37 protein-coding genes and 1 pseudogene are annotated in these 23,994 nt (G+C 55.1%); 11 read left to right on the top strand and 27 right to left on the bottom strand.

Features of this window, described 5'->3' with window-relative positions:
* Positions 1-9: 9 nt before the first annotated feature.
* From IHN22_RS01445 to IHN22_RS01425, 5 genes are all read right to left on the bottom strand, one after another.
* The gene (locus IHN22_RS01445) at positions 10-1,080 is read right to left on the bottom strand and encodes an FUSC family protein (protein ID WP_300985281.1); all 1,071 of its coding nucleotides are present in this window, start codon (positions 1,078-1,080) and stop codon (positions 10-12) included.
* Positions 1,061-1,507: a MarR family transcriptional regulator gene (locus tag IHN22_RS01440; RefSeq protein WP_191433153.1), complete on the bottom strand. Its 447-nt coding sequence runs from the start codon at positions 1,505-1,507 to the stop codon at positions 1,061-1,063. Before IHN22_RS01440 ends, IHN22_RS01445 begins: the two co-directional genes overlap by 20 nt.
* A gap of 143 nt (positions 1,508-1,650) precedes the next feature.
* Positions 1,651-2,061 (bottom strand): DUF2871 domain-containing protein, encoded by a 411-nt coding sequence (locus IHN22_RS01435; protein WP_191433152.1) that lies wholly within the window; start codon positions 2,059-2,061, stop codon positions 1,651-1,653.
* Positions 2,058-2,546, bottom strand: a complete 489-nt coding sequence (locus IHN22_RS01430; RefSeq protein WP_191433151.1) for a hypothetical protein — start codon at positions 2,544-2,546, stop codon at positions 2,058-2,060. The genes IHN22_RS01435 and IHN22_RS01430 overlap by 4 nt, the downstream gene beginning before the upstream one ends.
* A gap of 68 nt (positions 2,547-2,614) precedes the next feature.
* The gene (locus tag IHN22_RS01425) at positions 2,615-3,172 is read right to left on the bottom strand and encodes a TetR/AcrR family transcriptional regulator (RefSeq protein ID WP_191433150.1); all 558 of its coding nucleotides are present in this window, start codon (positions 3,170-3,172) and stop codon (positions 2,615-2,617) included.
* Positions 3,173-3,371: 199 nt separating this feature from the next.
* Here IHN22_RS01425 and IHN22_RS01420 point away from each other — a divergent pair, with 199 nt between their 5' ends.
* From IHN22_RS01420 to IHN22_RS01405, 4 genes are all read left to right on the top strand, one after another.
* Positions 3,372-4,487 (top strand): O-acetyl-ADP-ribose deacetylase, encoded by a 1,116-nt coding sequence (locus IHN22_RS01420; protein ID WP_087265784.1) that lies wholly within the window; start codon positions 3,372-3,374, stop codon positions 4,485-4,487.
* A gap of 4 nt (positions 4,488-4,491) precedes the next feature.
* The gene (locus IHN22_RS01415) at positions 4,492-4,842 is read left to right on the top strand and encodes a DUF2200 domain-containing protein (RefSeq protein WP_087327522.1); all 351 of its coding nucleotides are present in this window, start codon (positions 4,492-4,494) and stop codon (positions 4,840-4,842) included.
* An 87-nt stretch (positions 4,843-4,929) separates the two neighbouring features.
* The gene (locus IHN22_RS01410; RefSeq protein WP_191433149.1) at positions 4,930-5,586 is read left to right on the top strand and encodes a vWA domain-containing protein; all 657 of its coding nucleotides are present in this window, start codon (positions 4,930-4,932) and stop codon (positions 5,584-5,586) included.
* A gap of 54 nt (positions 5,587-5,640) precedes the next feature.
* A complete protein-coding gene (locus IHN22_RS01405) occupies positions 5,641-5,847 on the top strand; it encodes a hypothetical protein (RefSeq protein ID WP_191433148.1) in 207 nt (68 codons plus the stop codon).
* 48 nt (positions 5,848-5,895) lie between these two features.
* On the opposite strand, the gene IHN22_RS01400 is transcribed toward IHN22_RS01405, so the two are convergent.
* The 10 genes from IHN22_RS01400 to IHN22_RS01355 form a co-directional block, all read right to left on the bottom strand.
* The gene (locus IHN22_RS01400) at positions 5,896-6,651 is read right to left on the bottom strand and encodes a DUF5714 domain-containing protein (protein ID WP_365813511.1); all 756 of its coding nucleotides are present in this window, start codon (positions 6,649-6,651) and stop codon (positions 5,896-5,898) included.
* 14 nt (positions 6,652-6,665) lie between these two features.
* The gene (locus tag IHN22_RS01395) at positions 6,666-7,166 is read right to left on the bottom strand and encodes a DUF6933 domain-containing protein (protein ID WP_191433147.1); all 501 of its coding nucleotides are present in this window, start codon (positions 7,164-7,166) and stop codon (positions 6,666-6,668) included.
* Entirely contained in the window at positions 7,166-7,624 is a 459-nt protein-coding gene (locus IHN22_RS01390) for a metallophosphoesterase family protein (RefSeq protein ID WP_191433146.1), read from the bottom strand. Before IHN22_RS01390 ends, IHN22_RS01395 begins: the two co-directional genes overlap by 1 nt.
* Entirely contained in the window at positions 7,621-8,088 is a 468-nt protein-coding gene (locus IHN22_RS01385) for a flavodoxin family protein (RefSeq protein ID WP_191433145.1), read from the bottom strand. Before IHN22_RS01385 ends, IHN22_RS01390 begins: the two co-directional genes overlap by 4 nt.
* Entirely contained in the window at positions 8,085-8,801 is a 717-nt protein-coding gene (locus IHN22_RS01380; RefSeq protein WP_191433144.1) for an SDR family oxidoreductase, read from the bottom strand. Before IHN22_RS01380 ends, IHN22_RS01385 begins: the two co-directional genes overlap by 4 nt.
* Positions 8,802-8,813: 12 nt before the next feature.
* Positions 8,814-9,128, bottom strand: a complete 315-nt coding sequence (locus IHN22_RS01375) for a TIGR04076 family protein (protein ID WP_191433143.1) — start codon at positions 9,126-9,128, stop codon at positions 8,814-8,816.
* The gene (locus tag IHN22_RS01370) at positions 9,125-9,535 is read right to left on the bottom strand and encodes a peptide deformylase (RefSeq protein ID WP_191433142.1); all 411 of its coding nucleotides are present in this window, start codon (positions 9,533-9,535) and stop codon (positions 9,125-9,127) included. Before IHN22_RS01370 ends, IHN22_RS01375 begins: the two co-directional genes overlap by 4 nt.
* On the bottom strand, positions 9,532-10,110 hold the full coding sequence (locus IHN22_RS01365; protein WP_300985279.1) for an SGNH/GDSL hydrolase family protein: 579 nt from the start codon (positions 10,108-10,110) through the stop codon (positions 9,532-9,534). Before IHN22_RS01365 ends, IHN22_RS01370 begins: the two co-directional genes overlap by 4 nt.
* A 147-nt stretch (positions 10,111-10,257) precedes the next feature.
* Positions 10,258-11,631, bottom strand: a complete 1,374-nt coding sequence (locus IHN22_RS01360) for an NAD(P)H-dependent oxidoreductase (RefSeq protein WP_191433141.1) — start codon at positions 11,629-11,631, stop codon at positions 10,258-10,260.
* Entirely contained in the window at positions 11,628-12,179 is a 552-nt protein-coding gene (locus tag IHN22_RS01355) for a PadR family transcriptional regulator (protein ID WP_191433140.1), read from the bottom strand. Before IHN22_RS01355 ends, IHN22_RS01360 begins: the two co-directional genes overlap by 4 nt.
* Before the next feature lie 159 nt (positions 12,180-12,338).
* On the opposite strand from IHN22_RS01355, the gene IHN22_RS01350 reads away from it, so the two are divergent.
* The 3 genes and pseudogenes from IHN22_RS01350 to IHN22_RS01345 all read left to right on the top strand — a co-directional run bounded on the left by IHN22_RS01350 (position 12,339) and on the right by IHN22_RS01345 (position 13,689).
* Complete coding sequence (locus IHN22_RS01350) at positions 12,339-12,686, top strand: hypothetical protein (protein ID WP_087265810.1); 348 nt, start codon at positions 12,339-12,341, stop codon at positions 12,684-12,686.
* A gap of 68 nt (positions 12,687-12,754) precedes the next feature.
* A pseudogene (locus IHN22_RS12745) lies at positions 12,755-12,871 on the top strand (chloramphenicol acetyltransferase); the annotation flags it as partial.
* Between the two features lie 59 nt (positions 12,872-12,930).
* Positions 12,931-13,689 (top strand): MerR family transcriptional regulator, encoded by a 759-nt coding sequence (locus tag IHN22_RS01345; protein WP_191433139.1) that lies wholly within the window; start codon positions 12,931-12,933, stop codon positions 13,687-13,689.
* Positions 13,690-13,770: 81 nt separating this feature from the next.
* On the opposite strand, the gene IHN22_RS01340 is transcribed toward IHN22_RS01345, so the two are convergent.
* From IHN22_RS01340 to IHN22_RS01310, 7 genes are read right to left on the bottom strand one after another with little or no spacing between them, the layout of a single operon-like run.
* Positions 13,771-14,469 carry a hypothetical protein gene (locus IHN22_RS01340; RefSeq protein WP_191433138.1) on the bottom strand — a complete coding sequence of 233 codons (699 nt, stop codon included), beginning with the start codon at positions 14,467-14,469 and terminating at the stop codon, positions 13,771-13,773.
* Positions 14,459-14,740, bottom strand: coding sequence for a TetR-like C-terminal domain-containing protein (locus IHN22_RS01335; protein ID WP_300985288.1), 282 nt, complete (start codon positions 14,738-14,740; stop codon positions 14,459-14,461). Before IHN22_RS01335 ends, IHN22_RS01340 begins: the two co-directional genes overlap by 11 nt.
* Before the next feature lie 19 nt (positions 14,741-14,759).
* On the bottom strand, positions 14,760-15,155 hold the full coding sequence (locus IHN22_RS01330; RefSeq protein ID WP_191433137.1) for an SRPBCC family protein: 396 nt from the start codon (positions 15,153-15,155) through the stop codon (positions 14,760-14,762).
* 4 nt (positions 15,156-15,159) lie between these two features.
* Positions 15,160-15,717 (bottom strand): DUF3795 domain-containing protein, encoded by a 558-nt coding sequence (locus IHN22_RS01325; protein WP_191433136.1) that lies wholly within the window; start codon positions 15,715-15,717, stop codon positions 15,160-15,162.
* A complete protein-coding gene (locus IHN22_RS01320) occupies positions 15,714-16,349 on the bottom strand; it encodes a GyrI-like domain-containing protein (RefSeq protein ID WP_087327485.1) in 636 nt (211 codons plus the stop codon). Before IHN22_RS01320 ends, IHN22_RS01325 begins: the two co-directional genes overlap by 4 nt.
* A 2-nt stretch (positions 16,350-16,351) precedes the next feature.
* Entirely contained in the window at positions 16,352-16,672 is a 321-nt protein-coding gene (locus IHN22_RS01315; RefSeq protein WP_087398851.1) for a TfoX/Sxy family protein, read from the bottom strand.
* A gap of 1 nt (position 16,673) precedes the next feature.
* Positions 16,674-17,582 (bottom strand): helix-turn-helix transcriptional regulator, encoded by a 909-nt coding sequence (locus IHN22_RS01310; protein ID WP_191433135.1) that lies wholly within the window; start codon positions 17,580-17,582, stop codon positions 16,674-16,676.
* A 144-nt stretch (positions 17,583-17,726) separates the two neighbouring features.
* On the opposite strand from IHN22_RS01310, the gene IHN22_RS01305 reads away from it, so the two are divergent.
* Complete coding sequence (locus IHN22_RS01305) at positions 17,727-18,170, top strand: GNAT family N-acetyltransferase (RefSeq protein WP_191433134.1); 444 nt, start codon at positions 17,727-17,729, stop codon at positions 18,168-18,170.
* A 50-nt stretch (positions 18,171-18,220) separates the two neighbouring features.
* On the opposite strand, the gene IHN22_RS01300 is transcribed toward IHN22_RS01305, so the two are convergent.
* The 4 genes from IHN22_RS01300 to IHN22_RS01285 all read right to left on the bottom strand — a co-directional run bounded on the left by IHN22_RS01300 (position 18,221) and on the right by IHN22_RS01285 (position 20,490).
* Positions 18,221-18,697, bottom strand: coding sequence for a flavodoxin (locus IHN22_RS01300; RefSeq protein ID WP_191433133.1), 477 nt, complete (start codon positions 18,695-18,697; stop codon positions 18,221-18,223).
* Positions 18,698-18,839: 142 nt separating this feature from the next.
* A complete protein-coding gene (locus IHN22_RS01295) occupies positions 18,840-19,058 on the bottom strand; it encodes an aspartate dehydrogenase (RefSeq protein WP_191433132.1) in 219 nt (72 codons plus the stop codon).
* A gap of 13 nt (positions 19,059-19,071) precedes the next feature.
* Entirely contained in the window at positions 19,072-19,785 is a 714-nt protein-coding gene (locus IHN22_RS01290) for an alpha/beta fold hydrolase (protein WP_191433131.1), read from the bottom strand.
* A gap of 171 nt (positions 19,786-19,956) precedes the next feature.
* Positions 19,957-20,490, bottom strand: a complete 534-nt coding sequence (locus tag IHN22_RS01285) for a GDSL-type esterase/lipase family protein (protein WP_191433130.1) — start codon at positions 20,488-20,490, stop codon at positions 19,957-19,959.
* Positions 20,491-21,298: 808 nt separating this feature from the next.
* Here IHN22_RS01285 and IHN22_RS01280 point away from each other — a divergent pair.
* The 3 genes from IHN22_RS01280 (at position 21,299) to IHN22_RS01270 (ending at position 23,397) form a co-directional block, all read left to right on the top strand.
* On the top strand, positions 21,299-22,297 hold the full coding sequence (locus tag IHN22_RS01280) for an O-acetyl-ADP-ribose deacetylase (RefSeq protein WP_191433129.1): 999 nt from the start codon (positions 21,299-21,301) through the stop codon (positions 22,295-22,297).
* A gap of 3 nt (positions 22,298-22,300) precedes the next feature.
* Positions 22,301-22,651, top strand: a complete 351-nt coding sequence (locus tag IHN22_RS01275) for a DUF2200 domain-containing protein (RefSeq protein WP_191433128.1) — start codon at positions 22,301-22,303, stop codon at positions 22,649-22,651.
* A gap of 86 nt (positions 22,652-22,737) precedes the next feature.
* Positions 22,738-23,397 (top strand): vWA domain-containing protein, encoded by a 660-nt coding sequence (locus IHN22_RS01270; protein ID WP_191433127.1) that lies wholly within the window; start codon positions 22,738-22,740, stop codon positions 23,395-23,397.
* 74 nt (positions 23,398-23,471) lie between these two features.
* Here the strand turns inward: IHN22_RS01270 and IHN22_RS01265 are convergent.
* The coding region (locus tag IHN22_RS01265; protein ID WP_191433126.1) for a flavin reductase family protein at positions 23,472-23,994 on the bottom strand (523 nt) is incomplete at its 5' end.

The following is a 23,994-nucleotide window of genomic DNA, read 5'->3' as shown; positions in this document are numbered from 1 at the left end:
TCTGTTTTCTTATTCTCTTTCCGGTACTGTCAGAAATCTTGCCGCCGCCAGGCGATGGAAGATAAACGCAAATACCAGGCCGAAGGTCACACCCAAGATGGTACCTACAATACGAAGGATCACCGCTCCCTGGAGTCCGTAGATCCCGGTCCCCAACATCAGCGCACCAAAACAGTTCATCGCCGTTTTATACCGGTAATCGGTGCAAAAGCCCAGACACAGTCCTCCCAAGGGGCCCATTAACGGGTGAAGCGCTTCCGGCGTCACCAGATAAACCACAAAAAACGCACAGGAGCCCGCCAACGCCCCCACAATTCTCTGCCAGAAGTGGGTAACCGTATTGCCGGAGTAAGGATATTCCGATAGCAGCGACGCACAGGCAAATCCCATCCACATGAACCGCTCTACGCCAAACACCTGTCCCGCAGTCAGCACCAGACTCACGCCAAGGGCCATGCGAAACTGCCACAGATAAACCGGCACAGCAAGATCAAACTTCCGCATGACATGGTGAAAACGCGTCGTCTTATGCTGATCCCGGTGCTTGGCAAACAGGATGGCGCCGCAGATGAGATAACCCACCAAGGCCAACAGTCCGCGGCGAACCAGCGCCTCTCCCACGACGGGATTGCCTGTCAGATAGATGTAGGCAAAGCTGTACAGGCCGCCGTTACCCATTTCAGGCCGTTGGGTGGTCATGCAGAGAATGGCAAAAAAGCCCGCAAAGTGCAGCGGAATCAACAGAACCGGCGGAACCACCGCCGCCGCACTGGGAACCAGAACCAGAATAGCCAGCACCGCTGCCAGGGTAATCAGAGAATCTCCGATGCAATATTCAAAATTGACAAAGCGAATCCCAAGCATCATGCAGAACAGTGCCACTGCCAGAGGGGTGTTGTCGCTTCCGAACACAGCGGACAGCAAACTGATAAACACAATGGCAAAAGCCACGATCAACACAGACCGAACCGCTATCGCAACCCAGTAATAGGTTTTCTCCCGTTTTACTTCACAGGCTGCAATCTTCCGCTTCAGCACGGAGGGGTCCATCTGCAGCGCGTCATAAAACTTCATGGTCATGGGGCTTTTCCTGTCCTTTCTCAATCTGCACGGCAAGTCGGTCCGCATAATACACAAACGCCTCAAAATCATGGCTGGAGCTGCGCCATAAATCATAGAAGGGCTGCAGAATACTCTCGTATCCCCTTTTCAATTCTGCAAGACCGGTTTCCGTGATAAAAATCTGATAACTCCGCTCGTCTGTTTCCTTCCGCTGCTTGCATATGCAGTTTTTCTCATGGAGCGATTTCAGGCACCGGCTGACCGCCTCAATTTTCATGCCGCTGTTTTGGCTGAGTAAAACTGGCGTGTTCTGTTCCGGCTTCAGATAGAGATGAGCCAAAAGTTCACATTCGCTGGCGGTAAGCACGGATTTCCGTAGTGGAAGGAGCGAACGCATAACCTTTTGGAGCTGCTGCTGATAATGCACCATATCTGTCCATTCCATAATTGTACAATCTCCCATTTATTTAACTTCGTTAAGTATATGCCAATTGTAACTCCATGTCAATAGGCAGGATGATCGTCCGCCAAGATAAACAGAAGAACGGGGTTGATACTGCAATGCAGTACCAACCCCGTTCTTCTGTCTTATTTCGTTACGCTGCGCTTGATCTGCAGCAGCATCAAAATCAGACTGACTCCAAGCAGGATATGCCCAATTCCAGCTATACCGGAGATAGCCGCATTCATACCAGCGGACAGCGAGGTCCCCAGCACCTGGAACACTCCCCGCACCACCAGCATCACGGCGGTCAGGTTCAGGCCCACATGATAGAGTGCCAGCACCCGTCCGGTCTTTGCGCCTGTGAAGGAAAAATTCTTTTCCAGCACAAGAATCAACAGGAAGAACACCATACCCAGCAGAAAATAATGGGTATGCACCACAGAGAGCGTGGTCTTGGCCGTAAAGCCGTTGAATTTTGTAAACTCCCGATAAAACACGCCGCCCACCATGGCCAGGATGGCGTACAGCAGCGCGGTATTCGCATAGCGTTTCATATAGTTCCTCTCCTTATTTGCATTCCCGTTTCATATTCTCCTTCTTGTTCCATTTTGTTTTGGACGGTGCCTGCTGCAATGGTCGCCTTGATAAAGTTTCTGCCAAACAGCAATCCTGCCAGTAGCAGTGCAGCGCCCAGGCCCGTATAAAATACGGCAATAAACCGCTCCGGCGCCAGCCCGCTCACCCGGAGGCCAATGCCCCCGGTCATCATAACCGCCATGATAACAAAAGCCTTTCCGTCAAAAAATTTGAGGAAAAAGTGCCGTTCCTCCAAATAGGCGGCAATCCGGGCAGTGTGCTTTTTGACCAGCCTTCCAAAAATAAAATACTGAAATACGGCAAACACCAGTACCGACAACAGCGCGTTCAGCACCGTAACATAGGTCGGATAGTCCATTACGCCGATCCGAAGGATATTGAATCCCGCCGCGCTCCACACCAAACAGGCCAGAAGCAGCAGCGTATTCCGTTTTACTTTCATCATTGCCTCCTTCTAATGAACAATGTTCAATTTCCGGGATACAAAATTCCCACAGAGTTGTGGGAATTTTAATAGAGGGTCCTGCGGACGATCTCCAATACAACCGAGGGATCATAATCCTGCCGCAGCAACGCAGACAGCATCAGCGAAAACAGGAGATCAGAAAATTTTTCCGCTGTAAATGCTTCGGTAAAGGCATCTGGCCGGACTCTGGCATCCCGCAACAAGACAGAATGCAGGCTATCCAAAATATGCTGCCAGGTCTGCTGCATCCGCCGTTTTCCATCGGATTTGTCCTCCCCCATGAACCCCAGAGAGTGAAGATTGAAAAATCCGGGATACCGCTTACAGCCGTACTCCATTCGTTGGTACAGCCAGATAATGCAGGCCTGGGTATCCTGAAATACCGCCTCATCCTCCGGGCGGTGGAAGATCTCACACCAGACGCTCTCCACTGTGGCACCCATCAGAGCAGCTTTGGAATCAAAATAGTTGTAGATGGAACCAACCGACACACCGCAGGCGGCCGCCACTGAGCGAATATTGACCGCAGACCACCCCGCTTGCTGGATGAGCTCACGGCTGGTCTTCAGGATCTCCTCTTTGGATGTAACTACGGTATTCATCCTATCACCTCAATATGAACATCGTTCATTGTAGTGTTTTATTCTCTTTTGTCAAGCATTTTGGGGCCGGATGCTGCGATTTCTCTACAAATCGAGATAGCTAAGACCTCCAATAGGTTTTTAGGCGGGCAAATGTCCGTTCCTTGTCAGAACGACCAGTTCATGGTATCATAAAACCAATCAATGAGGAGGTGTTCTCATGCCCCTGCACATCGTGCGAAATGATATCACTACTATGAAGGTGGACGCCATCGTCAATGCCGCCAAAGAGAGCCTTCTGGGAGGCGGGGGTGTAGATGGCGCCATTCACCGTGCCGCCGGGCCGGATCTTTTGAAGGAGTGCCGTACCTTGGGCGGCTGCAAAACAGGACAGGCCAAGATCACAAAGGGTTACCGCCTGCCCGCCAAGTTTGTAATCCACACCGTCGGCCCTGTCTGGCAGGGTGGAAGTTGCGGCGAGAGGGAGCTTCTCATTTCCGCCTACCGTTCCTCCCTGGAGCTGGCCTTCGCCAACAAGTGCGAAACGGTGGCCTTTCCCCTTATCTCCTCCGGGGCATACGGCTACCCCAAGGACCAGGCTCTGAAGGTGGCGGTGGACACTATCGGAGACTTCCTGCTCTCCCACGATATGACCGTCTATCTGGTGATCTTCGACCGAGCCGCCTACACCATCGGCGGAAAGCTCTTTGCCGATATTGCCGCCTATATCGACGACCACTATGTGTCCGAACATACCGACAGTCTGGAAGAGCAGCGCCGCCGTTCCGCGGGCTTTAACGCCCCTTCCATGACAGAAGTACCGTGGACTCCTGCAAAGGCAGCGCATTGGTCGGACGAAAACCTGAGCCAGCCGGATGAGCGTTTTTTAACAACGTCAATGTGGGAGTCTATTCCAGGAACACCACTGACCCCTACAGCAGCACCATTGCCCCCCACATCGTTGACCATCAGTCTGGACGAGGCCCTCAGTCAACTGGATGAAAGCTTTTCTCAGATGCTGCTGCGGAAGATCGATGAGCGTGGTCTCACCGACGCCCAGTGCTATAAAAAGGCCAACATTGACCGAAAACTCTTCTCCAAGATCCGCTCGGACGTCCACTACAAGCCCTCTAAGCCCACCGCTATGGCCTTCGCCGTGGCCCTGGAGCTGCCTCTGCAGGAGGCCCGTGAGATGCTGGGAAAGGCAGGCTTTGCCTTCTCCCACGCCAGTAAGTTCGACATCATCGTGGAGTATTTCATCGCCCACCAAAACTACAACATCTTTGAGATCAACGAGGCTCTCTTCGCCTTTGATCAGAGCCTGCTGGGAGGTTAATGCCATGCCCCGTACCGATGTGACACAGATGTCCTTTGCCAAGCTCTATCCGCTTCTAATCAACAAGGCAGTGAAAAAGGGTCGTACCCGGGAAGAGGTGGACCAGGTGACCACCTGGCTCACCGGATATAGCGCCGAGGATATTGCCCGTCTGGAGCAGTCTGATACCAGCTATGGGGACTTCTTCCGAAATGCCCCGGCCATGAATCCCAATCGAACCCTCATCACCGGCAAGGTATGCGGCATTCAGGTGGAAGCAATCGAGGACCCGTTGATGCGGGAAATCCGGTATCTGGATAAGCTAGTGGATGAGTTGGCCAAAGGCAAACCCATGGCGCAAATTTTGAGAGCATAATTGTCGCCCGCCAGGCGACCAAACAAGCATAAAATTCCCCTATACTGTGCTCGTAAGCCAAACAACACAGAACAGGGGGATTTTTCTATGAAAAAGAATTTGACGGAACTGGTCTTTATTCTGGACCGCAGCGGCTCCATGCAGGGGCTGGAGGTCGATACCATCGGCGGCTTCAACGCCATGCTGGAGAAGCAGAAAAAGGAGCCCGGCGAGGCTTTTGTCTCCACCATTCTCTTTAACGACCATACCCAGGTGCTCCATGACCGGGTAAAAATTGAAGCGGTCGAGCCTATTACCCACAGAGAATACTATGTCCGGGGCTGCACCGCCCTGCTGGACGCAATCGGCGGTGCCATCCATCACATCGGTAACATCCACAAATACGCCCGGAGTGAGGATGTACCGGAGCACACCCTCTTCGTCATCACCACCGACGGCATGGAGAATGCCAGCCGCCGCTATACCTCTCAGCAGGTCAAAACCATGATCCAGCGCCAGAAGGAGAAGTACGGTTGGGAGTTCCTCTTTTTGGGTGCAAACATCGACGCGGTGGAAACGGCGGGATCGCTGGGCATCGCCCCGGATCGGGCGGTAAACTACCACTGTGACAGCGAGGGTACTCGCCTCAACTACGAGGTGGTGAGTCAGGCTGTCACCGCTGTCCGGTGTTGTGCTACGCTGGATGAGCACTGGAAAGACGATATTGAGGAGGATTTTCACAAGCGGAAGAGCAACCGCCGCTAAAGGATGATCTCCCGCAACACCACGATAAGTAAGGTCCATTTTAGGAGGCAAAGCATGACCTATACCAAAGATAAACTTGTGGAGGCCAAACGGCAGATCGACTCTACCCTGCATAAGCTGCGGGAAACCGTCAAGACTCTGGAAGGAAAAGAAAATCCCGTCCGATTGAAATCTCAAATCACACTGGCCAGACGCCGCATCCAGGCCTTTACGATTGCTGTTTCTCTGATTGAGGAGGAGCTGGAACAAATACAGGCATAACAACAACGAGCCCGGAACTTCTTATCATCCAGAAGTTCCGGGCTGTGTTCATTTCAAAGATAGTTTTACCAGCTTTGCACGTTTAAAAGTTTTAATCTCTTTCGTTTCAAGTGCTTTCGCCGCCGAGAACGGACAGCGCTTGCCAATGCACTGGTTGTTCCGGCCACTGTAAGAGCAGACAGGAATTGTCCGTTCCATCTCTACCCCCAGATGCTCCTTGGTAAAGTCCACGGCGGCCAGGATGGCCAGGAAGGAGTCCCGCTTACAGCATCGAGGGCCGCCCACCCGGCCGATGTTCTCCAGCGCCCGGGCGGTCATCTGATTGCTCAAACCCCAGGGTTCCTGGGCCAGGGGTGTGGACTGGGTAACAATGGCCAGGAACTGTCCTGTGGCGATCCCCGCTCCGCAGGCTCCCCAAAAGCCGCAGGCTCCGCCGGGGACCGCCTTGCCCCGGCTATACATCTCCCGAAGCGACTTCTCAAACTCCAGGTTACCACCGGCGTTTTTATAGGCAGTAAGCAGAGCCGCGCCCACCATTACATGGTGCTCCGGACCGTGCATATGGCAGAATGGCAGCTCCATCATCCGGCGGAGAATGACCACAGGATCGGCAGAAGTCTCAGAGAGACACAGACCAAAGATACTGTCCATACCCTGGGTATGGCAGTCATTGCAGACATAATGACCCGCCACACAACGGGTTTTGCTGGACTCCTTCTTATGGCAGATGGCGCACTCCATGACCTCATCCTGGGTCAGATATTCCAAAGGCGCCTTACAAATCAGACATTCTTCCCTGTTCAAGTCCCAGTCTCCCTTCATTTCCATATGACATTGACCCGCTCCAGGCTCGTTCCAAGCCCCTCAAAACCCACGCACCGGCTGGGCTTTGTATTGACGGCATGGTCCAGCAGAGGCTGGGCCTGACAATCCGTGTCCAGGCACAGATCCAGCGCCAATACATCCTCCCAGGCCCGGTTGAGAAAGGCCACCTCCCGGCGGCCGTGGGTGCGGGTGATTGCGATCTCGCCCGCCTGCCGCAGATATGTTTTCACCTGATCTTCGGTAAACCCAGCGGCGATAAAGCTTTCCCTCAGCCCCTCCCGAAACAGGCCTGGCAGGTCCGCCCACTGAAGGGGCGTTACATCATAGCGTACAAAGGTATACCGGCTGTGACAGTGGACAGCCAGCAGACACTTGCACCCCCGCAGATCGATGACATGGAGGTCCCAGCAGAAACGCCGGTCTGGCTGCGTGCCGTAGGCCGGCGTTTTCATCTTCAAAAATCGCTTGAGGGGGAAAGTCAGTCCCAGTTCCATCACCTTACCTCGTGGGGAATGGAGATTTTCTCCACCCGAATCTCCCCATCTGCCAGTTCCGCCATCGTCATGGTAATCTCCTGATGGAACCGCCGGGGGCCGCAGGAGCCGGGATTGAGCCACAAAATGCCGTCCTTCTCCTCCTGCATATACTTGTGGGAGTGGCCAAATACCACCACATCCACACCGTTAAGCGTTGCGGGAAGTTCTTTCTTATTGTGGACCATATAGAACGTCACACCATCCAAGGTGATGGTAAGATCATGGGGGATGTCTTCCGCCCACTCCTTATCGTTGTTGCCCCGGACCACATAGAGAGGCGCGTATTGCCTCAACTGATCCACAATGCTCTGTTTATTGATGTCGCCGCCGTGGAGAATGGCGTCGGCGGTTTTCAGATGCTCCACCACCTCCGGCCGCAGAAGGCCGTGAGTATCGGAGAGAATGGCTAGTTTCATTTCTGCCCACCTCTGTCGTATGTCTTGCTGAGATTCCGGTAAAAGCTGCGGGCGTTCTCCAGATCCCGCTCGTCCGGATGTCCCTTGGCAATACCGCCTACCAGCTTAAAGGGGCCAAAGGTGTCATAGCCCTTGCAGGAAAACTCCCCCAGCATCCGGCAGTTCTTCTCCTGCGCGATCTTCGCCACAGCCTTGGCCCCACTACCCTTGGCGCCGCCATAGGTATAGACGAAGAACACCGGCTTGCCCTGGGGCAGGTACTGCCGGGCAAACTCCACCACAGCCTTTTGGAATTCAAAACCGTAGATGCCGGAGGCAAAACCGATACAGTCATACTTCTCCAGCCGGACGGTCTGGCGCGTGGTAACATCGATCAGGTCCACATCCCCCTCGCCCGCCATGGCCTCCAAAACGTTCAGCGTGTTCCCATGGTGGCGGGAATAGTAGCAGATGGCGGCTTTCATAGACCGGTTCCTCCTTGCAGGGTCCATCCAAAGTCATTGTGGTAGATCATCTGGCGGGTCATGCCACCGTCAATACAGATGTTCTCCCCCGTAAGAAAGCCCGCCTTGTCCGAACACAGATAGAGCACCATGTTGGCAATATCCAGAGGATTGCCAACCCGGCCTGCGGGCTGCTGAACAGCATCGGGGCCGTCATAAACGGTATAGTCGGTGTCGATCCAGCCAGGCGAGATGGAATTTACCCGCACCTTGCCGGCCAGACTCACCGCTAGGGCGTGGGTCAGCGCCGAGATCCCCCCTTTGGCCGCCGTATAGCTCTCGGTCTGGGACTGGCTCATCCGGTCCCGGGAAGAGGAGATATTTACGATGGCCCCGCCGGGCGCAAAGTGGGGCGCAAACAGCTTGGCAAGGTAAAAGGGTGCGGTAACGCCCACCCGCAGGGCGTAATTGAATTCCTCGTAGCTGCACGCGTTAATGCCCTTCATCAGGGGCAGGGCATTGTTGACCAAAAAGTCCACATGACCATGGTCGGCGATCACCTTGCGGGCAAAATCCTCCAGAACGGTCTGGTCGGCCAGATCACCCACAAAATAATCGTTGGGAAGCAGGTCAATCACGCATACCTCGGCGCCTGCTTTCCGGAATTCCTCCGCAATCGCCTTGCCGATACCCTTTGCTCCGCCGGTAACCACGGCAACTTTATGTTCAAACATGGCGTTTCCTCCTCAGTCCGCGTCCTCATCCAGGGTTTCCACCAGAAAGCTCACCGGCCGGAACCCGTCGTTGCAGGAGAGCATGGCGGATTTGGGGTTCTTCATCCAGCCGTCGTAGAAGTTCTCACCCCCGTGGCTTAGGGCCAGCACAAAGGGCGAGAGGGTATCCCAGGCGCTTTGGCAAAAGCCCGCAGGCTTCTCCCAGCCATTGGCAATAAAGACCTGGCCCACCTCCATGTCGCAGGCATGAGCGATGGGATTCTCATATTGGGCCATTAGGTCCTCGTATCGGGTGATGCGCATGACAGTGATCCTGCACTTTTTCATATGATGATGCCCTCACAGTGGTCGATCTCATGCTGGATGATCTGAGCCGTCCAACCGGTAAAGGTTTTCAGCCGCTCCTGAAATTTCTCGTTCTGCCAGCGTACCTTGATGGTCTTCCATCGCTTGGCCGGGCGGACGCCGGTCAGGGAGAGACAGCCCTCCTCCGTGTCATAGGGCTCGGACTTTTTAACGATCTCCGGGTTGAACATGACCATGTAGCTGCCCTCGTTATCGAAAGCAATGATGCGCTTATTGATCCCAATCATATTGGCCGCCATGCCCACGCAGCCGGCCTTGTGGTGCTCCAGTGTCTCCAGCAGGTCGGCAGCCACTTGAACATCGCCCGGCGTGGCAGGCTCCGCCTTTTGGGCCAGAAACACCTCATCTTTGCAAATATCTCGAATCATCGTAATTTCTCCTTTTGCTCCTGAATGACCGCCGCAATGGTTTCCGCCGCGATACGGGAGCCCAGTTCACTGGGATGCACGCCATCGGCAGCATAGAGGTCCTGAGTATCGGACAACTCATAAAACTTCTGCCCCACATCAGCAAGGAGGGCGTGGTTCTCTCGGGCGGCTTTGTGGTAGGCTTCAGACATCTTATGGGCCATCTCGTCATAATCCCAGCCCTTGGCTGTCAGCTTGGCCCCGCCTCTCTGGTAAGCCCAGGTGGCGTAGAGAATGGGGACTGCTTCGTTCTCCCGGATTTTGTTGCAGAGCTGCTCCACGCTGGCAAAGAAGCTGCCGGGAGCGGTCATGGGCCCGTGGCTCATCTCCTGGAGCACCACATAGTCCCAATGTTCCTTGTCCAGCGCCTCCTGCGTCAATGCACCCAGCTTGGTCTTGAGGTTCAGGTGCTCCGACAGCCGCGCCCCGCCCCGGGTGTGGTGGACCACTTCCGCCCCAGTCAGTTGAGCCAGCATCTGAGGCATATGATTGGTAAAGGTAAAACTGTTGCCCAGCATCAAAATCCGCACGTCCATATCCCTTCTTTTTCTGTTTGCTACAGTATAGCACAGCAATGCTAAAATTGTCATGAAGGCCCCATGTATTTTTGCTGAAAAGGGTGCTCTCCGCTCAGCGGGGAGCACCCTTTTATCGTCAGTTCATGATTCGTGCGTAGATACATCTCAATAAGATTCTCTTGTCGACCCAGTTCTTTCCCTTGCCTGCTCCACCACCTTTTGGTACGGCCCAATGATGTATTGATTCATCTGTCCCTTCATCTTCTTCTGCACAGAGGGAACCGCCAGCATGGCACCTACCAGCTTCATTTGCAGAATGCGCTTTTTCTGCTTCTGGGGGAAGTCGTAGATGCCGTGGGCCTTATAGAATTTGTGGTCGGCTTTCATCATGCCCTGCATCACATAGATAAGATCCCGGAAAATCTTCATACCGCCCACCCCGTAGAAATTGGCCGGGCGGGACAGCTTCTTCTCCATGGCAAATACCACAGCATCGGCCAGATTTTGCACATCGGCAGCGGTATTGCCCTCATCGGTGGCCACGCCGCACAGATAGTTGCCGCCCACCTCACTGCGGCCTTCCACGATCATGCGCAGGTTGCTCTCATACTGATAGTCGCCGCTGATCAGGTAGGCAATGGGCGTACCGTGGGTAACGGTACGGTGGCCGTTGCAGAACTGCCGGTCGTCAAAGCATTTGAAGCTGGAGTGGGTATAATGGTCGGAGATGGTAAAGGCATAGACAAAGGCGTCGGCGGTCTGGATGGTGTTGCGCAAAAACGCGTCAAATCCATCGGTATAGACGCATTTCCCTGTGATGGCGCAGCCGAAACACCCAAGGCAGCCACCGGCAAAGGGAAACTCCCGCAAATTTACCACCCGGCTCTCAAAGGGCAGCGCGGCACGGAAATCAGCAATCATATTCCGGAGATTTTCATCCTCAGGAGCGCAGTTGGTAACGATCACAACGTCCTTTTCTTTGCTCTTGGACACGGAGTGCAGCACCGGCTGATAGACCGGCTTCTCCCGCCGAGGCGCTCTGGCAGGCGGTGTGACAAACAGCCCGTGCTCACAGGAAAACATCAGCTGATCGAAAAAACTCCGTGCCTCCTGCTGCCCCTGCTGGGTGAGCAGGTCGTCCATATCGGCGGACAGCCCCCGCACCACCTTCATGCCCAAATCAAAGCAGTTTTCCTCCACATAGCGGTGGGCGGTCACATCATAGAAGTGCTTGGATGTGGTGATCTGAGAGGCAAACTTGCCGGAGAGATCCACCCCATCTGCCTTGATGAGCTCGATAAGCCGGTGAAGCTGATAGGGCGCAATAAAGGTATAGACCGGATAGCAGAACAGCAGCAGATCTGCCTGCTCCAACTCCCCTCGCAGCGGAGCAAAATCTTTCTCATAGCTTTTGATGCGCTGGCCTACCGGAAGGACAGTGAAGGTATGCTCCGGGTGCAGCGCCTGCAAATACAGCGCGGTGTGGACCGTGGTGGAATTCTTGCCCTTCGGGCTGGCATTCAAAACAAGAATTTTCATGGTTGTTCCTCCAATTCGTGAAGCAGACGGCTGTACCAGCCAATTTCAAAGTCAGCGGCGGCGATACCGTACTGAATGGTGTATCCCTGAAAGCGCAGTATCTGGGACCAATCGGTCCCAGACGGCAATTCCTGCGGGTCCATCTGCCGGAATTGCTGCTGAATGGCACAGAGGACCCCGCGGGTCTCCTTCATCTGCCGGATGTAGTCCCGAATAGCGGCCAGGCGCTCCTCCGGCCGTGCCAGCCCCGCAAAGAACAGACGGGATAGCTCCATGTTCTTCACCCTGTCCGCCTGCATGGGCTGAGCCACCCAGGCAGAAAAAACAGATCTGCCAGTTTCCGTGATGGAAAAGCGCTTTTTACGGCGCTTGCCCTGGATCACTTCACAGGCTGTCACCTTGCCCTCCTTTTCCAGCTTGGCAAGAGCCGTCTGCACGCTGCCCGCGCTATGGGAACAGATCAGGGCCAGGTTTTTCTTGATGAATTGCTGCAACTCATACCCCGTCATGGGAGATAGAATCAGCAGCCCTAAAATCAGGTATTCCATAACGCCCTCCAATATATCTAATAGAGATATTATAGAGCAGGACTTGTGTTTCAGTCAATGCAAAACTGCACAGCTCTACTTGCCGTATCTTGGTAATCCAAGTATACTGAATACAGCATCAGGGAACTGTTTCGCACGGAAAGGAAGGAGGCTGGCTCTATGGATACTATTCGCGCAAAAGAACTGTTGTCCGCCTTGGCGGACGGTATGGACCCGTTTACTGGTGAACTCTTTCCACCAAACCATATTTGCAATCATCCGGATATCATCCGCGCGCTGCACCATATCCTCTCCTCGACTCAGGACGCCAAAAAAGGGGCGAACACGCCAAACGCAGGAAAGTCCTGGCCTCAGGCAGAACAAGATAAATTGGTTGATGAGTTTTATTCTGGAATGAAACTCTCCGCCATTGCCAGAGAGCACGGAAGAAGCCGGGGCGCAATTGAGGCAAAATTGGCACACCTGGGTTTGATTGAAAACGCCTATTTTGGCAAGAAGCCAAAATAGCCCCAGATTCTCTCTAAAAAAGATTGGAAGCGCTATGATTATCCGTATGGATTTAGGGTAAATATCGAAAAAAGTGGCTGCGTACCATTCTGCCAGTGTCCTTCCAGTTCCACCACACCCAGATGGACGGAATTCCGGCGGCAGAATTTTTAGAGCATTTGCAGCAGGAGATCCATCAAGTCTAACATTTCCCCTTGACTCTGACGCTCCGTCAACTGATACAGTATCCCCAGGAGGGATGTTTATGGAGTATTCCATTCAGGAACTGTCGCACCTGTCCGGGGTGACCACCCGCACTCTGCGCTGGTACGACCAGATCGGGCTGCTGAAGCCCAGCCGGGTAGCGGAGAGCGGCTACCGCTATTACGGCAAGGCGGAAGTAGACCGGCTGCAGGACATTCTCTATTACCGGGCCCTCGGGGTGGAGCTGGCCCGGATCAAGGAATGCCTGGACGATCCCTCCTTTGACCGTCTGGCCGCCCTGCGAAACCACCTTGCCGCTTTGGAGGCAGAGCAGGAAAGGCTGGGGAAACTGATCCGGTCGGTAAAAGAGACCATCGGAGCGGAAGAAAGGAAGGAATTTATGAGCGACGAGCAGAAATTTGAGGCGTTCAAGCAGCGCACGGTAGCCCATAACGAGAAAGTTTACGGAGCCGAGATCCGGGCCAAGTACGGCGACAAAGAAGTAGACGAAGCCAACGCCGCAGTGATGAATTTGACCCAGGAGCAATATCAGGCATGGACCGGCCTGGGTCAGGAGATTCAAGAGCGGCTGGAGGCGGCTGTCCAGGCTGGCCTCTCCCCGGAAAGCGAGGAGGGAAAAGAAATCTGCACTCTTCACCGCCAGTGGCTTACCATCACCGGGAACCAGTATGATGCCGCAAAGCACCGTGGGATTGCGGAGCTGTATGTGATGGATGAACGGTTTACCGCCTACTATGATAAGCGCATTCCCGGCTGTGCCCGCTTTTTGCGGGACGCCGTCGTCCACTGGGCGAAATAAGGCTCTTCCGGTGAGCAACTAACCAAAGCAAAATCCTCCTATGCTGTGTGGTTCTTCTGACAAAACACAGCATAGGAGGATTTATATTTGCTTTTGAACAAAGGAACTGTTTGTCTGCTGCACACCCTTCCACAGCATCCGCACAGTGATGGCCACGATCACCACATAGGTCACGGCACTGGAGGCGGCGGACACCGGAAGCATGGCGTTTTTATCTGTCGCCGTCCGGTTCACCATGATCAATGTATTTTGCATCGTCAGAATCGCCACCAGCGCATCAATAAAATTGACTGTCCGCAGCTCCGCAACCAGGATGTTACCTGCTGATCTCCGCCTCTGCCGGCCAATGTGAATAGAAGCCATGGTGATCTTCCAGGTTGTGTAGGCTGCCATGGCAATTGCTGGAATCACTCCGATGGATACAGGCTTGTCCAGCACCGCCATCATGGAAATAGGCAGAATGAGCGACAGATCCAGCACCAGCAGCAGTACAGAACTGACCAGAAAGGTTCGGCGTCGACAGCCACTTCGTTCCGCCTCAAGCTGCGTTCGATTTCTCCGCTCTGTCAGAAGGACAATCCCCCGAATCGCCATAAGCAGGAGATAAAATATACCGATACTTCCATGCCAGACCGATCCATAGCAAAGGCCCAAATACCCATTGTACAGGGCAAAAAGCGCCGTAAACCCAAAGGATACAGCGGAACTCATGAGAGTCCGATAGATATAGTCCTCCCGCCATGTCCGGAGAAAGCGCGCAGCTCTGCCGTTATTTCTCATAGCTGCCGCCCCTGGGCCGCACGCAGGACTCGATGATGTTGGCAATCATCTCCACCTCATCCGCGCAGTCCTGCCGCAGCCATTCCTTGACAATCGCGCTGATTCCCTCCACATAGTAAGCCATGTAATAGGGATGCCAGGCGGCTGGAATCTCAAACCGCTCCAGAATAGGACCCAGGATGCGCTGCTTAAGCTCACGATACCGCGCATGAGCTTGCACGCTGCTGGGGTTCCTGAATGCCGCCCGGTAGACCTTTTTGTTGTCTTGAATGAACCGGAGATAACATGGTCTATTTCAGCAATTCTTTCCGCAAATCGTCCAGATACCGCTTCTGCTGCCGCTTCAGATAGCCGGGAACAAAGGGGCCCATCCACCAGTGTTTGGCGCGAACTGTCTCGGTACAAGTCAACCAGGTTCCGCCCTCTGCCGCCTGGAAGGCCCCCTCCCAAGCGCCGGACATATTTCCGTTCTCCATGGTAAAAGCCCAAAAATGGAATGGCTCACAGGCCGTGACGGTAAATTCCGTCGCATAGCCACTTTGGGTGTGCTCCACAAAGTGGGTTTCGTCCAGGACTTCCACCCGGGCCAAATCACTGCGCCAGGCGGTATGGGTAAGATCGGTCACTGTGTTCCACACCTGCTCCACAGGGCATGGGAAATGAACCTTTAACCTGGAAGTCGCCATAGGATCACCCCTTCCTCGGTTTCTTGTTCAGTTTCAGACTGATGCTCCGGCGGTCAGCCGCCTCCTGAAGCAATTCCACAGCAACGCGGGCCCGTTCCTTGATCTCCTGCTGCCCCAGTTCCGGTCGGTTGTCCAGCGAAGTCATCACAGATTGCAAATCCTCCAAAGGCAGGCGATAGACGGCTGTATTGAAAAAAGTCTTGCGGCGGCCATCGTTGTAATGGGCCAGAAATTCATCCAGAATCGCCCGTTTTTTCTCCAACTGAACAAGGTAAGCTTCCAGACCCAGCGCCTGGACCTGGGCAATATCCTGCTGCCGGTTCCGGTGCGGGACAAAGGAATCCCCATCGTCGAAGCCCTCATAGTAGGGGCAGGGATACTCCGGGCACTCCCAACAGAACGGAACGCCGCCGTGCTCCAGGGAACAGCGGGCTTTCGCGCAGCTCTGGTTCCCCGCTCCCCCGCCGCAGCCTGGACAGTAACCGCCCAGGTGCATGGAGCACAGAGCACAGTTGAGGCCGCACAGAGAAAAGCGGATTTCTGCACGAGTAAAGCCTTTCATAATATCCTCCTGATCGGATGCCGGATGACGGTTTTCAACCGCTCTGGTTTGCACCGCCGCACATCGCTTAAATAGATCTCGTGGTGGAATCGCCCCTCCCCGAAATTCTCCTCATAACCCTGGGCCTTGGCATATTCCTCCATGGCAGCCACGGTGGCAGGCTCGTCGTCATAGGGGCCGATGTGCATACACTGGACGCACAGGCCCTCCTCCCAGGAGAAAAACTCCACCGGGGAGAAGTCTTGCTGCTTCTTTTCTGTGGCCTCCCGGATGGCCCAGTCAAACACCTCTTTCGTTACAAATTCCGGCAGGCGGATGAGGGAGATCCATTGGAAGTCTTTCTTATGGCTATAATCCACCCCGTGGATGCCCTCCTGCCACCACAGACCCTCTAGGGGCGGCACCACATAGTCAAAGTAACCCTCCAGCTTGTGCTTGCCCAGCTTACTCATTTTGATGGCGAAGGCTACGGCGTAGAGCATCCCCAGGGCCTGCTTGTAGGCTCCATTCTCTTCGTTGGGATCACCATGGCCCCACACTGCCAGAAAGTTCATGGCGGGCACGGTAACGATGCCCGGCGTCCTGGGCGGCAGATAAAATTCCTTGTATTCTTTCTTATAATCAAAGGCCATGGTCATTTCCTCCGTTTTTTAGGCTGGGCCTGGAGTGCCAGGCAGGTAATACGGGTAAGAGCGGTCATGGTGTCCCGGTCGTCCACATCCTCCATCCAGATGTAGTCCCTGGCTCCCTCGTAGGGTGGAGCCTTGGGCAGGTCGGGAAAGGCCGCTTCCCCCTGAGGGGTGATCTTGACAAAAAGCTGGTCGTCGCAGATGACGGCGAAGAACACATCATCGCAATAGAGGCCGTATTCACCGAACATCTTCCGGCTGCGGATGGTACCGGCTTCCCGCAGCTGTTCGGCCACATAGTCCACAAAATCCTTATGAGAGGCCATGCTAATCCCTCCTGTAACGTTCGGCCAGTGTTTCGGTCAGTTTCCTCAACTGTTCCCGTAATTCTTCCGGTTCCAGTAGTTCCGCCTTGTCTCCGAAGGTCAAAATCCAGCTCAGGACGCTGTCCGCATCGGGGAAACCGCCGGTAAAGCGCAGTTTGCCGTCCGGCTCTACGGTAAAGCGGTCCGCCCCGTACTCCTCCACCAGCCGCCAGCGGCAGGTGGGATCAAAGAGAACGGTGACTTGATATTTTACCGGAAAGACCCGCTCTGGCTCCAAGTCAGGCAGCGGCGCAGAACGAGGGGCAAACGGCTCTCCGGTGGTGAACTCCGTCATGCGGTTGAGCTTAAAGAGGCGGAAATCCTTCCGCATCCGGCACCAGCCCCACACATACCAGGTGGACCAGTGAAACACCAGATAATAGGGCTCTACGGTGCGCACCGATTCTCCTTTGGGGGAGTAATAGATAAAGTGGATGGTGCGGTGCTGCTCGATGGCTCCCTGAATGAGCTCAATCTTGGGCGGCAGGCTGGTTTTGTACCAGGAGGAGAGGTCAATGAGCATATGGGCACCGCCGGGTACCAGTCTGCCCGTTCCCGCGGACAGCTTTTCCATCAGCTGGGCATAGCGCCGGGTGCCGCTGACACTGTCCAGGCTCCGCAGTCCTGCCAGGATTGCCTGCATCTCCGGATCGGTGAGCACAGTGCGGTCCACCCGGTAGCCCTCCATAATGGAAATGCCTCCCCCCGCACCCTGGACGGTGGAAATGGGAATTCCCGCCCGGCACAGAGACTCGATGTCCCGCTGAATGGTCCGGCGGGATACCTCAAACTGCTCCGCCAGCTCCGGAGCGGTGACCTTTTCCCGCTGGAGCAGGATGGACAGGATGCCGATGAGCCGCTCCATTTTCATACAGGACTCCCCTTCCCTCTTTTCCTGCATTATATCATAGGAACGCGACAACTGTCTGTCATGTTTCTCAGAGCATTGCAGCGGTACACATAGTTGTGGTATCATAAGTCCCATCAAGACTGCCAGGCAAAGGTGGACCATCCCATGGAAATCAGAAAAGTGGAAACGGACAAAAAGAGATACCTGGATTTACTGCTGCTGGCAGACGAGCAGGAGGACATGATTGACCGCTATCTGGAGCGTGGGACCATGTATGTGCTGGAAGACGGCGGGGTCAAGGCTGAATGCGTGGTGACCGACGAGGGGGATGGGGTTCTGGAACTGAAAAACATTGCCGTAAAACCGGACTGTCAGGGCAGGGGGTATGGGAAGGCCATAGTGGACTTCCTCATCCGAACCTACACAGGACAGTATACGGTGCTGCAGGTGGGTACTGGGGACAGCCCCTCCACCGTTCCGTTTTACGAATCCTGCGGCTTTTACAGGCATCACCTGGTCAAGAACTTTTTCACCGACTATTACGACCACCCTATCTATGAGTGCGGTGTTCAGTTGGTGGATATGGTGTACCTTCAAAGAGAGCTATAAAAAGTGGAGTGTCTATTGGGACACTCCACTTTTTCAACATTTGGGATGTATTACAGCTTCAGCCCGTCCACCCAGGTCTTCAGCTCCGCCTCGTTCAGGCGGCCATTGAGCATCCGGCCATCCATAATCTTGGCGCCGGGGGCGCTGACCTGAAGCCCAGCCGCCGACTTGCCCAAACCACTGCCGCCAGAGGTGGCGAAGAGAACAATGGTTTTTCCGGTGAAATCATAGGCCTCCAGGAAGGTGTTGAGAATGGTGGGAGCCACATACCACCACACGGGGAAGCCCAGGAAGATCACATCGTGTTCTGCCACCGGGGCGTTGGTGTCGGCCAGAGCAGGGCGCGAGCGGGTGTCCTTCATCTCCACGCTGGAGCGGGAACCTTTGTCCATCCAGTTCAGATCGGCGCTGGTGTAGGGCACAGCAGGTTTGATCTCATAGAGTTCCCCACCCACGGCATTTGACAGAGCCTTTGCCGCTTTGGCGGTAGTGCCGGTAGCGGAAAAATAAGCAACCAATGCGTTCATACGAACAACCTCCTTACGCATCTTCTGCCCTCATTGTAAATCCGACACGCAGGAATGTAAAATGCTCATTTTCTATTTACCGCTATTCCGACAAGGCATTTCTGCTTTTCTGCCGGGAAGCTCCCTGTATTTCCGCTCAAAATCAATAGTGCGTAGAGATCTCATCCGCACCGATACCATAGAGGCGGCAAAATTCCTCCAGGTCGCCGGAGGTGCGGATCAGCATGATCTCGGTAAACTTCCCGGTGTGGATATCCTGAAATCCTGCTACCTTTTCCCCAGTACAGATGCTGGAGCGGATCACCGGCTTCTGGTTTTCCTGGTCATAGGTGCGCTTCTCCTGCTTTTTCTTGAAAAACATTCGGTGCCCCTCCTCAATTCTCAGCATCAGCCGGCCACAGAAACGCTTTTATGGCAGCTACCGTCTGAGCCTGCTGCTCCTGGGCGGAAATAGTGGCCGGGGGATCGCCTTTCTGGGGTCCGTAGTTGCCGAACTGAGCGTGGTTGCCCCCTTCGATCTCCACAATGTTCTCCGTGTAGTCGATATGGTCCTCCACACTCTGGTTGAGGGAGCCGTAGATGGTGAGCGTCTTTTCATCCGGATAATCACCGTAGATATAAGCACCCATCAGAATAAGCCCTTCTACCTGGTCGGGATGGTCCGAGGCATACTTGGACGCCATGGCGCCGCCCATAGAGTGGCCGGCCATATACCAGTGCTGGACCTCAGGAAACTGGGCAATCACCACTTCTGCCGCATTGGCATCAAATATTGCCATATTAAAAGGCATATGTACCAAAATACAAGTAACCCCGGTCTGTCGGATCTGATCCAGCAGAGGCAGGTAAGCCTCTGCCTCCACTTTGGCGCCGGGATAGAAAATGATGGCGGTGTCCGTGGGATAAGTCGGGGATAAGATCGTCAGATTGTCCTGTACCGTGATTCCGCTGTCCTGGGACATCACCTCCAGGGCAGTTTCGTCCGCTGGATAATAGTCGGACACATACCAGAAAAATAGCCCCGTCAGAATGGCCAGGATCAGAAGAACGATTCCTCCAGCGATGAGCCATTTTTTATGTCGGGGCATTCGCTTTGTTTGTATGGATGAATCACCTCATTGCTCATTCCGGGGCAGATGCGCCCGGATGGTGTAGCGACGTCGCCCAGTTGTGGACTGATCACCTGCTGGGGGCATTCGTTGATACAGCGCAGGCACTGGTACCGGGAGCAAAACGGCCCCAGATCGAGAAAATTCGTTTCATCTGAGTACCTCCAAAAGGTTCGCCGCAAAGGCTCTGTGGCCCTGCTCTGTAAAATGGACTCCATCATAAGCAAGGGAAATATTCCATTCCCCGGCATCGGCAAAGCGGATACCAAGCTGCTGGGCAAGTCTGCGGCAACACCCTGCAAAAGTGCGGGAATGGTCAATCAGCTGCTGACTGGACACCCACTGCCCCGGAGCCATGGGCGGCGGTACGATCAACAAAATTTGATTCGGTTTCAGCGACAGTTGGGAGAGGACGTGCTTCAGTTTGCCGGCAGCCTGCTCAGGACTGCATCCTTGGAGCAGATCGTTGGTACCCAGCATGAAAATCAGCAGGCCGGTGTCCGCTGGAAGGTCAGGCGCTGACCTGGGAATCTCCCGACCATTCTCTCCCATGTTGCAGACTTCCCAACCGGTTTCCGCGGCCAGGATATCCACCCACCGGCTATCCACATCATACCGCCCGCCCAACCAAGAGCGTGGATCATAGCCATAGGTGTTAGAATCGCCAAAACAGACAATCTTCATCCAAGTTCTCCTCTTTGCATATTACTGAGCGCTTGTAAATGTACACGATAAATGATAGTACGTTATGTTTCCTCGGTCAAATTGATATTCAAGCTTCTCTAAGCAATATGGCATAGCCTCCGTTCCGGAGCCCTGTCAATCAGCTATTTTACCGCGGCAAAGCAGCCTTTGGTACCAGCCAGCCGAGGGAAGTACAAAACATTATGATTTTAATATAGTAAATCTAACATATGACAAAAGCAATAGGTGAAAAAATCCCACCTGCTGAAATCCATAGATCTCAGCAGGTGGGATTTCCATGATACAATGCGTCCCAATCTGAGCGCTAAACAAAGAAAACTGGTCCGAGTGGGGCGACTCGAACGCCCGGTCTCTTGATCCCAAACGTGTGTCGGAACTTTCAAACGGCACTCTGCCGCCCTCTTTGGCCCTTTCCGCCGCTCCGGCAATTCCTCTTTGACACTCTTTTGCCCTGCGTGTTTCAAGCAAAACTTTCTCCTTTTGGGATGGGTGTGGGATTGGATTCTGTATATTAAAAGAAGTGCCGTCCGGGCGGGCGATGATAGCAGGGCCAGGCCACCGCAGGGAGGGCGCAGGAAATGCGCCGCATAAACAAAGAATAGCCGTTTGAGTGCGGCTGAGGCGTGGCGGCTGTTTCTTGTCACAAGAATGACAACAATGATTAGAATGCCGAGAAAGCTGTTTGAACGGAAATGCTGGGGCGAGCAACCTACCCTCCCTGCTCCGCCGGATTGCCAGGCAGGCCCATCTGTGGTACGATAACACCAGAACGCGAGGAGGTGCCGTCATGCCCCTGCAAATTGTACGAAACGATATCACCACCATGAAGGTGGACGCCATCGTCAACGCCGCTAACGAGAGCCTGCTGGGCGGCGGAGGTGTGGATGGTGCCATCCACCGTGCCGCCGGGCCGGAGCTGCTGGCCGAGTGCCGCACTCTGAACGGCTGCAAAACCGGACAGGCCAAGATCACCAAGGGCTACCGCCTGCCGGCAAAGTTCGTCATCCACACCGTGGGCCCCATCTGGCGGGGCGGTGACCACGGAGAGAGGGAGCTGCTGGTCTCCGCCTACCGCTCCTCTCTGGAGCTGGCGCTGGCCAACAGGTGCGAAACCGTGGCGTTCCCGCTGATCTCCTCCGGGGTGTACGGTTACCCCAAGGATCAGGCGTTGAAGGTGGCGGTGGACACCATCGGGGAGTTCCTGCTCTCCCATGACATGACCGTGTACCTGGTGATTTTCGACCGGGCCGCCTACACCATCGGCGGCAAACTCTTTGCCGATATCGCCGCCTACATTGACGACCACTATGTGGATGCCCACACCGACAGCCGTGAAACCCAGCGCCGCCGGATGACCCTGGACGTCATGCCCTCAGAGACGCCGCAGTGGATGCCTGCTCCCTGTACCATGGGGGCTCCCGGCCTGGACGAGGCCCTCAGCAAGCTGGACGAGAGATTTTCCCAAATGCTGCTGCGCAAGATCGACGAGCGGGGCATGACCGACGCCCAGTGCTACAAAAAGGCCAACATAGACCGCAAGCTCTTCTCCAAGATCCGCTCGGATGTCCACTATAAGCCCTCCAAGCCCACCGCCATGGCCTTCGCCGTGGCTTTGGAGCTGCCGCTGGCCGAGGCTCGTGAGATGCTGGAGAAGGCAGGCTTTGCCTTCTCCCACGCCAGCAAGTTCGACATCATCGTGGAGTATTTCATCGCCCATCAGAACTACAACATCTTCGAGATCAACGAGGCCCTGTTCGCCTTTGACCAGAGCCTGCTGGGAGGATAAGCCATGCCGCGGATGGATATAACAGAAATGGCCTTTGCCAAGGTGTACCCCCTGCTGGTGGCCAAAGCGGAGAAAAAGGACCGCACCCGGGACGAGGTGGATCAGGTCACCGCCTGGCTCACCGGCTACACGCCGGAGGAGCTGGCCGGGCTGGAGCGGTCCAACACCAGCTACGGAGACTTCTTCCGAAACGCCCCCGCCATGAACCCGGACCGGGCGCTGATCACCGGCAAGATCTGCGGCATCCGGGTAGAGGAGATCGAAGACCCGCTCATGCGGGACATCCGGTATCTCGATAAGCTGGTGGACGAGCTGGCTAAGGGCAAACCCATGGAGAAGATCCTGCGAAAATAGTTGTCGCCTGCCAGGCGACCCATTGAAAGCAAAATCCCCCTATACTGTGTTTGTAAGCCAAACAACGCAGCATAGGGGGATTTATTATGAAGAAGAACTTGACGGAACTGGTGTTCATTCTGGACCGCAGCGGCTCCATGCAGGGGATGGAGGGGGACACCATCGGCGGCTTCAACGCCATGATCGAAAAGCAGAAGAAGGAGCCGGGAGAGGCGTTTGTTTCCACCGTCCTCTTCGACGATCAGACCGAGGTGCTCCACGACCGCATGGAGCTGGGCAAGGTCCAGCCCATCACCGACAAGGAGTACTATGTGCGGGGCTGCACCGCCTTGTTGGACGCAATCGGCGGGGCCATCCACCACATCGGCAACATCCACAAGTACGCCCGGAGCGAGGATGTGCCGGAGCACACCCTGTTCGTCATCACCACCGACGGCATAGAGAACGCCAGCCGCCGCTACTCCGCCCAGCGGGTGAAGGCCATGATCCAGCGTCAGAAGGAGAAGTACGGCTGGGAGTTTCTCTTTCTGGGGGCCAACATCGACGCGGTGGAGACAGCGGGCAGTTTAGGCATCGCCCCCGACCGGGCGGTGAACTACCACTGCGACAGCGAGGGCACCCGCCTCAACTACGAGGTGGTGGGTCAGGCCGTGGCCACCGTCCGGTGTAGCGCACCCCTGGACGAGCACTGGAAGGACGCCATCGAAGAGGACTTCCGCAGGCGGCAGAAGAAGGGGCGGCGGTAATCGGCGGTCAAAATAAATGAGGGACGGAGGCCAAGCCTCTGTCCCTCATTCCTGTCTTGGAGCAAATCAGCCGGTCATTTCAGCTTAGCGCCGTCCCGGAAGGCGTTGCCCACCTTCTCGCCCAGCACCCGGTATGTGTTGTGGATGGGGTCAAAGGTGATGGGCCGCAGCTTGTCCGGGTCGATCTTCCCGGCTTCATCCAGCACGGATTCATCGGCGCTCACGTTGACGATCTCGCCCACCAGACGGCAGTTCTCCGGATCGTAACTCACCAGGCGGCACTCCACCGCCATGGGCAGCTCATCGATGAGGGGCGCGTCCACAAACTCCGACTTGGTGGTATGCCAGCCGGACTTTGCCACCTTGTCCGCCACTTTATTGCCGGACTCGATGCCCACATAGTCGCAGGCCACTACCTGCTCCGCTGTGGCCATGCTCACGGTGAAGGCCTTGCGGGCCAGGATGTTGGCGGTGGTCTTGTGCTCAGCGCTGATGCATATGCTCAGCTCCTTGTCCTCGCTGATGCCGCCCCAGGCCGCATTCATGGCGTCGGGGGTGCCGTCCTCATTGTAGGTGGCCAGAATAAAGACCGGCTGG

Source organism: Flavonifractor sp. An112 (assembly GCF_904377885.1).
Taxonomy (GTDB): Bacteria; Bacillota; Clostridia; order Oscillospirales; family Oscillospiraceae; genus Flavonifractor; species Flavonifractor avicola.
This window is presented reverse-complemented; position numbering and strand designations above follow the sequence as displayed.

Bases quoted from the DNA above. Each gene is read 5' to 3' on its own strand.
- IHN22_RS01445 (WP_300985281.1), bottom strand. From the start codon at position 1,080: ATGACCATGAAGTTTTATGACGCGCTGCAGATGGACCCCTCCGTGCTG.
- IHN22_RS01440 (WP_191433153.1), bottom strand. From the start codon at position 1,507: ATGGAATGGACAGATATGGTGCATTATCAGCAGCAGCTCCAAAAGGTT.
- IHN22_RS01435 (WP_191433152.1), bottom strand. From the start codon at position 2,061: ATGAAACGCTATGCGAATACCGCGCTGCTGTACGCCATCCTGGCCATG.
- IHN22_RS01430 (WP_191433151.1), bottom strand. From the start codon at position 2,546: ATGAAAGTAAAACGGAATACGCTGCTGCTTCTGGCCTGTTTGGTGTGG.
- IHN22_RS01425 (WP_191433150.1), bottom strand. From the start codon at position 3,172: ATGAATACCGTAGTTACATCCAAAGAGGAGATCCTGAAGACCAGCCGT.
- IHN22_RS01420 (WP_087265784.1), top strand. From the start codon at position 3,372: ATGCCCCTGCACATCGTGCGAAATGATATCACTACTATGAAGGTGGAC.
- IHN22_RS01415 (WP_087327522.1), top strand. From the start codon at position 4,492: ATGCCCCGTACCGATGTGACACAGATGTCCTTTGCCAAGCTCTATCCG.
- IHN22_RS01410 (WP_191433149.1), top strand. From the start codon at position 4,930: ATGAAAAAGAATTTGACGGAACTGGTCTTTATTCTGGACCGCAGCGGC.
- IHN22_RS01405 (WP_191433148.1), top strand. From the start codon at position 5,641: ATGACCTATACCAAAGATAAACTTGTGGAGGCCAAACGGCAGATCGAC.
- IHN22_RS01395 (WP_191433147.1), bottom strand. From the start codon at position 7,166: ATGGAACTGGGACTGACTTTCCCCCTCAAGCGATTTTTGAAGATGAAA.
- IHN22_RS01390 (WP_191433146.1), bottom strand. From the start codon at position 7,624: ATGAAACTAGCCATTCTCTCCGATACTCACGGCCTTCTGCGGCCGGAG.
- IHN22_RS01385 (WP_191433145.1), bottom strand. From the start codon at position 8,088: ATGAAAGCCGCCATCTGCTACTATTCCCGCCACCATGGGAACACGCTG.
- IHN22_RS01380 (WP_191433144.1), bottom strand. From the start codon at position 8,801: ATGTTTGAACATAAAGTTGCCGTGGTTACCGGCGGAGCAAAGGGTATC.
- IHN22_RS01375 (WP_191433143.1), bottom strand. From the start codon at position 9,128: ATGAAAAAGTGCAGGATCACTGTCATGCGCATCACCCGATACGAGGAC.
- IHN22_RS01370 (WP_191433142.1), bottom strand. From the start codon at position 9,535: ATGATTCGAGATATTTGCAAAGATGAGGTGTTTCTGGCCCAAAAGGCG.
- IHN22_RS01365 (WP_300985279.1), bottom strand. From the start codon at position 10,110: ATGGACGTGCGGATTTTGATGCTGGGCAACAGTTTTACCTTTACCAAT.
- IHN22_RS01360 (WP_191433141.1), bottom strand. From the start codon at position 11,631: ATGAAAATTCTTGTTTTGAATGCCAGCCCGAAGGGCAAGAATTCCACC.
- IHN22_RS01355 (WP_191433140.1), bottom strand. From the start codon at position 12,179: ATGGAATACCTGATTTTAGGGCTGCTGATTCTATCTCCCATGACGGGG.
- IHN22_RS01350 (WP_087265810.1), top strand. From the start codon at position 12,339: ATGGATACTATTCGCGCAAAAGAACTGTTGTCCGCCTTGGCGGACGGT.
- IHN22_RS01345 (WP_191433139.1), top strand. From the start codon at position 12,931: ATGGAGTATTCCATTCAGGAACTGTCGCACCTGTCCGGGGTGACCACC.
- IHN22_RS01340 (WP_191433138.1), bottom strand. From the start codon at position 14,469: ATGAGAAATAACGGCAGAGCTGCGCGCTTTCTCCGGACATGGCGGGAG.
- IHN22_RS01330 (WP_191433137.1), bottom strand. From the start codon at position 15,155: ATGGCGACTTCCAGGTTAAAGGTTCATTTCCCATGCCCTGTGGAGCAG.
- IHN22_RS01325 (WP_191433136.1), bottom strand. From the start codon at position 15,717: ATGAAAGGCTTTACTCGTGCAGAAATCCGCTTTTCTCTGTGCGGCCTC.
- IHN22_RS01320 (WP_087327485.1), bottom strand. From the start codon at position 16,349: ATGGCCTTTGATTATAAGAAAGAATACAAGGAATTTTATCTGCCGCCC.
- IHN22_RS01315 (WP_087398851.1), bottom strand. From the start codon at position 16,672: ATGGCCTCTCATAAGGATTTTGTGGACTATGTGGCCGAACAGCTGCGG.
- IHN22_RS01310 (WP_191433135.1), bottom strand. From the start codon at position 17,582: ATGAAAATGGAGCGGCTCATCGGCATCCTGTCCATCCTGCTCCAGCGG.
- IHN22_RS01305 (WP_191433134.1), top strand. From the start codon at position 17,727: ATGGAAATCAGAAAAGTGGAAACGGACAAAAAGAGATACCTGGATTTA.
- IHN22_RS01300 (WP_191433133.1), bottom strand. From the start codon at position 18,697: ATGAACGCATTGGTTGCTTATTTTTCCGCTACCGGCACTACCGCCAAA.
- IHN22_RS01295 (WP_191433132.1), bottom strand. From the start codon at position 19,058: ATGTTTTTCAAGAAAAAGCAGGAGAAGCGCACCTATGACCAGGAAAAC.
- IHN22_RS01290 (WP_191433131.1), bottom strand. From the start codon at position 19,785: ATGCCCCGACATAAAAAATGGCTCATCGCTGGAGGAATCGTTCTTCTG.
- IHN22_RS01285 (WP_191433130.1), bottom strand. From the start codon at position 20,490: ATGAAGATTGTCTGTTTTGGCGATTCTAACACCTATGGCTATGATCCA.
- IHN22_RS01280 (WP_191433129.1), top strand. From the start codon at position 21,299: ATGCCCCTGCAAATTGTACGAAACGATATCACCACCATGAAGGTGGAC.
- IHN22_RS01275 (WP_191433128.1), top strand. From the start codon at position 22,301: ATGCCGCGGATGGATATAACAGAAATGGCCTTTGCCAAGGTGTACCCC.
- IHN22_RS01270 (WP_191433127.1), top strand. From the start codon at position 22,738: ATGAAGAAGAACTTGACGGAACTGGTGTTCATTCTGGACCGCAGCGGC.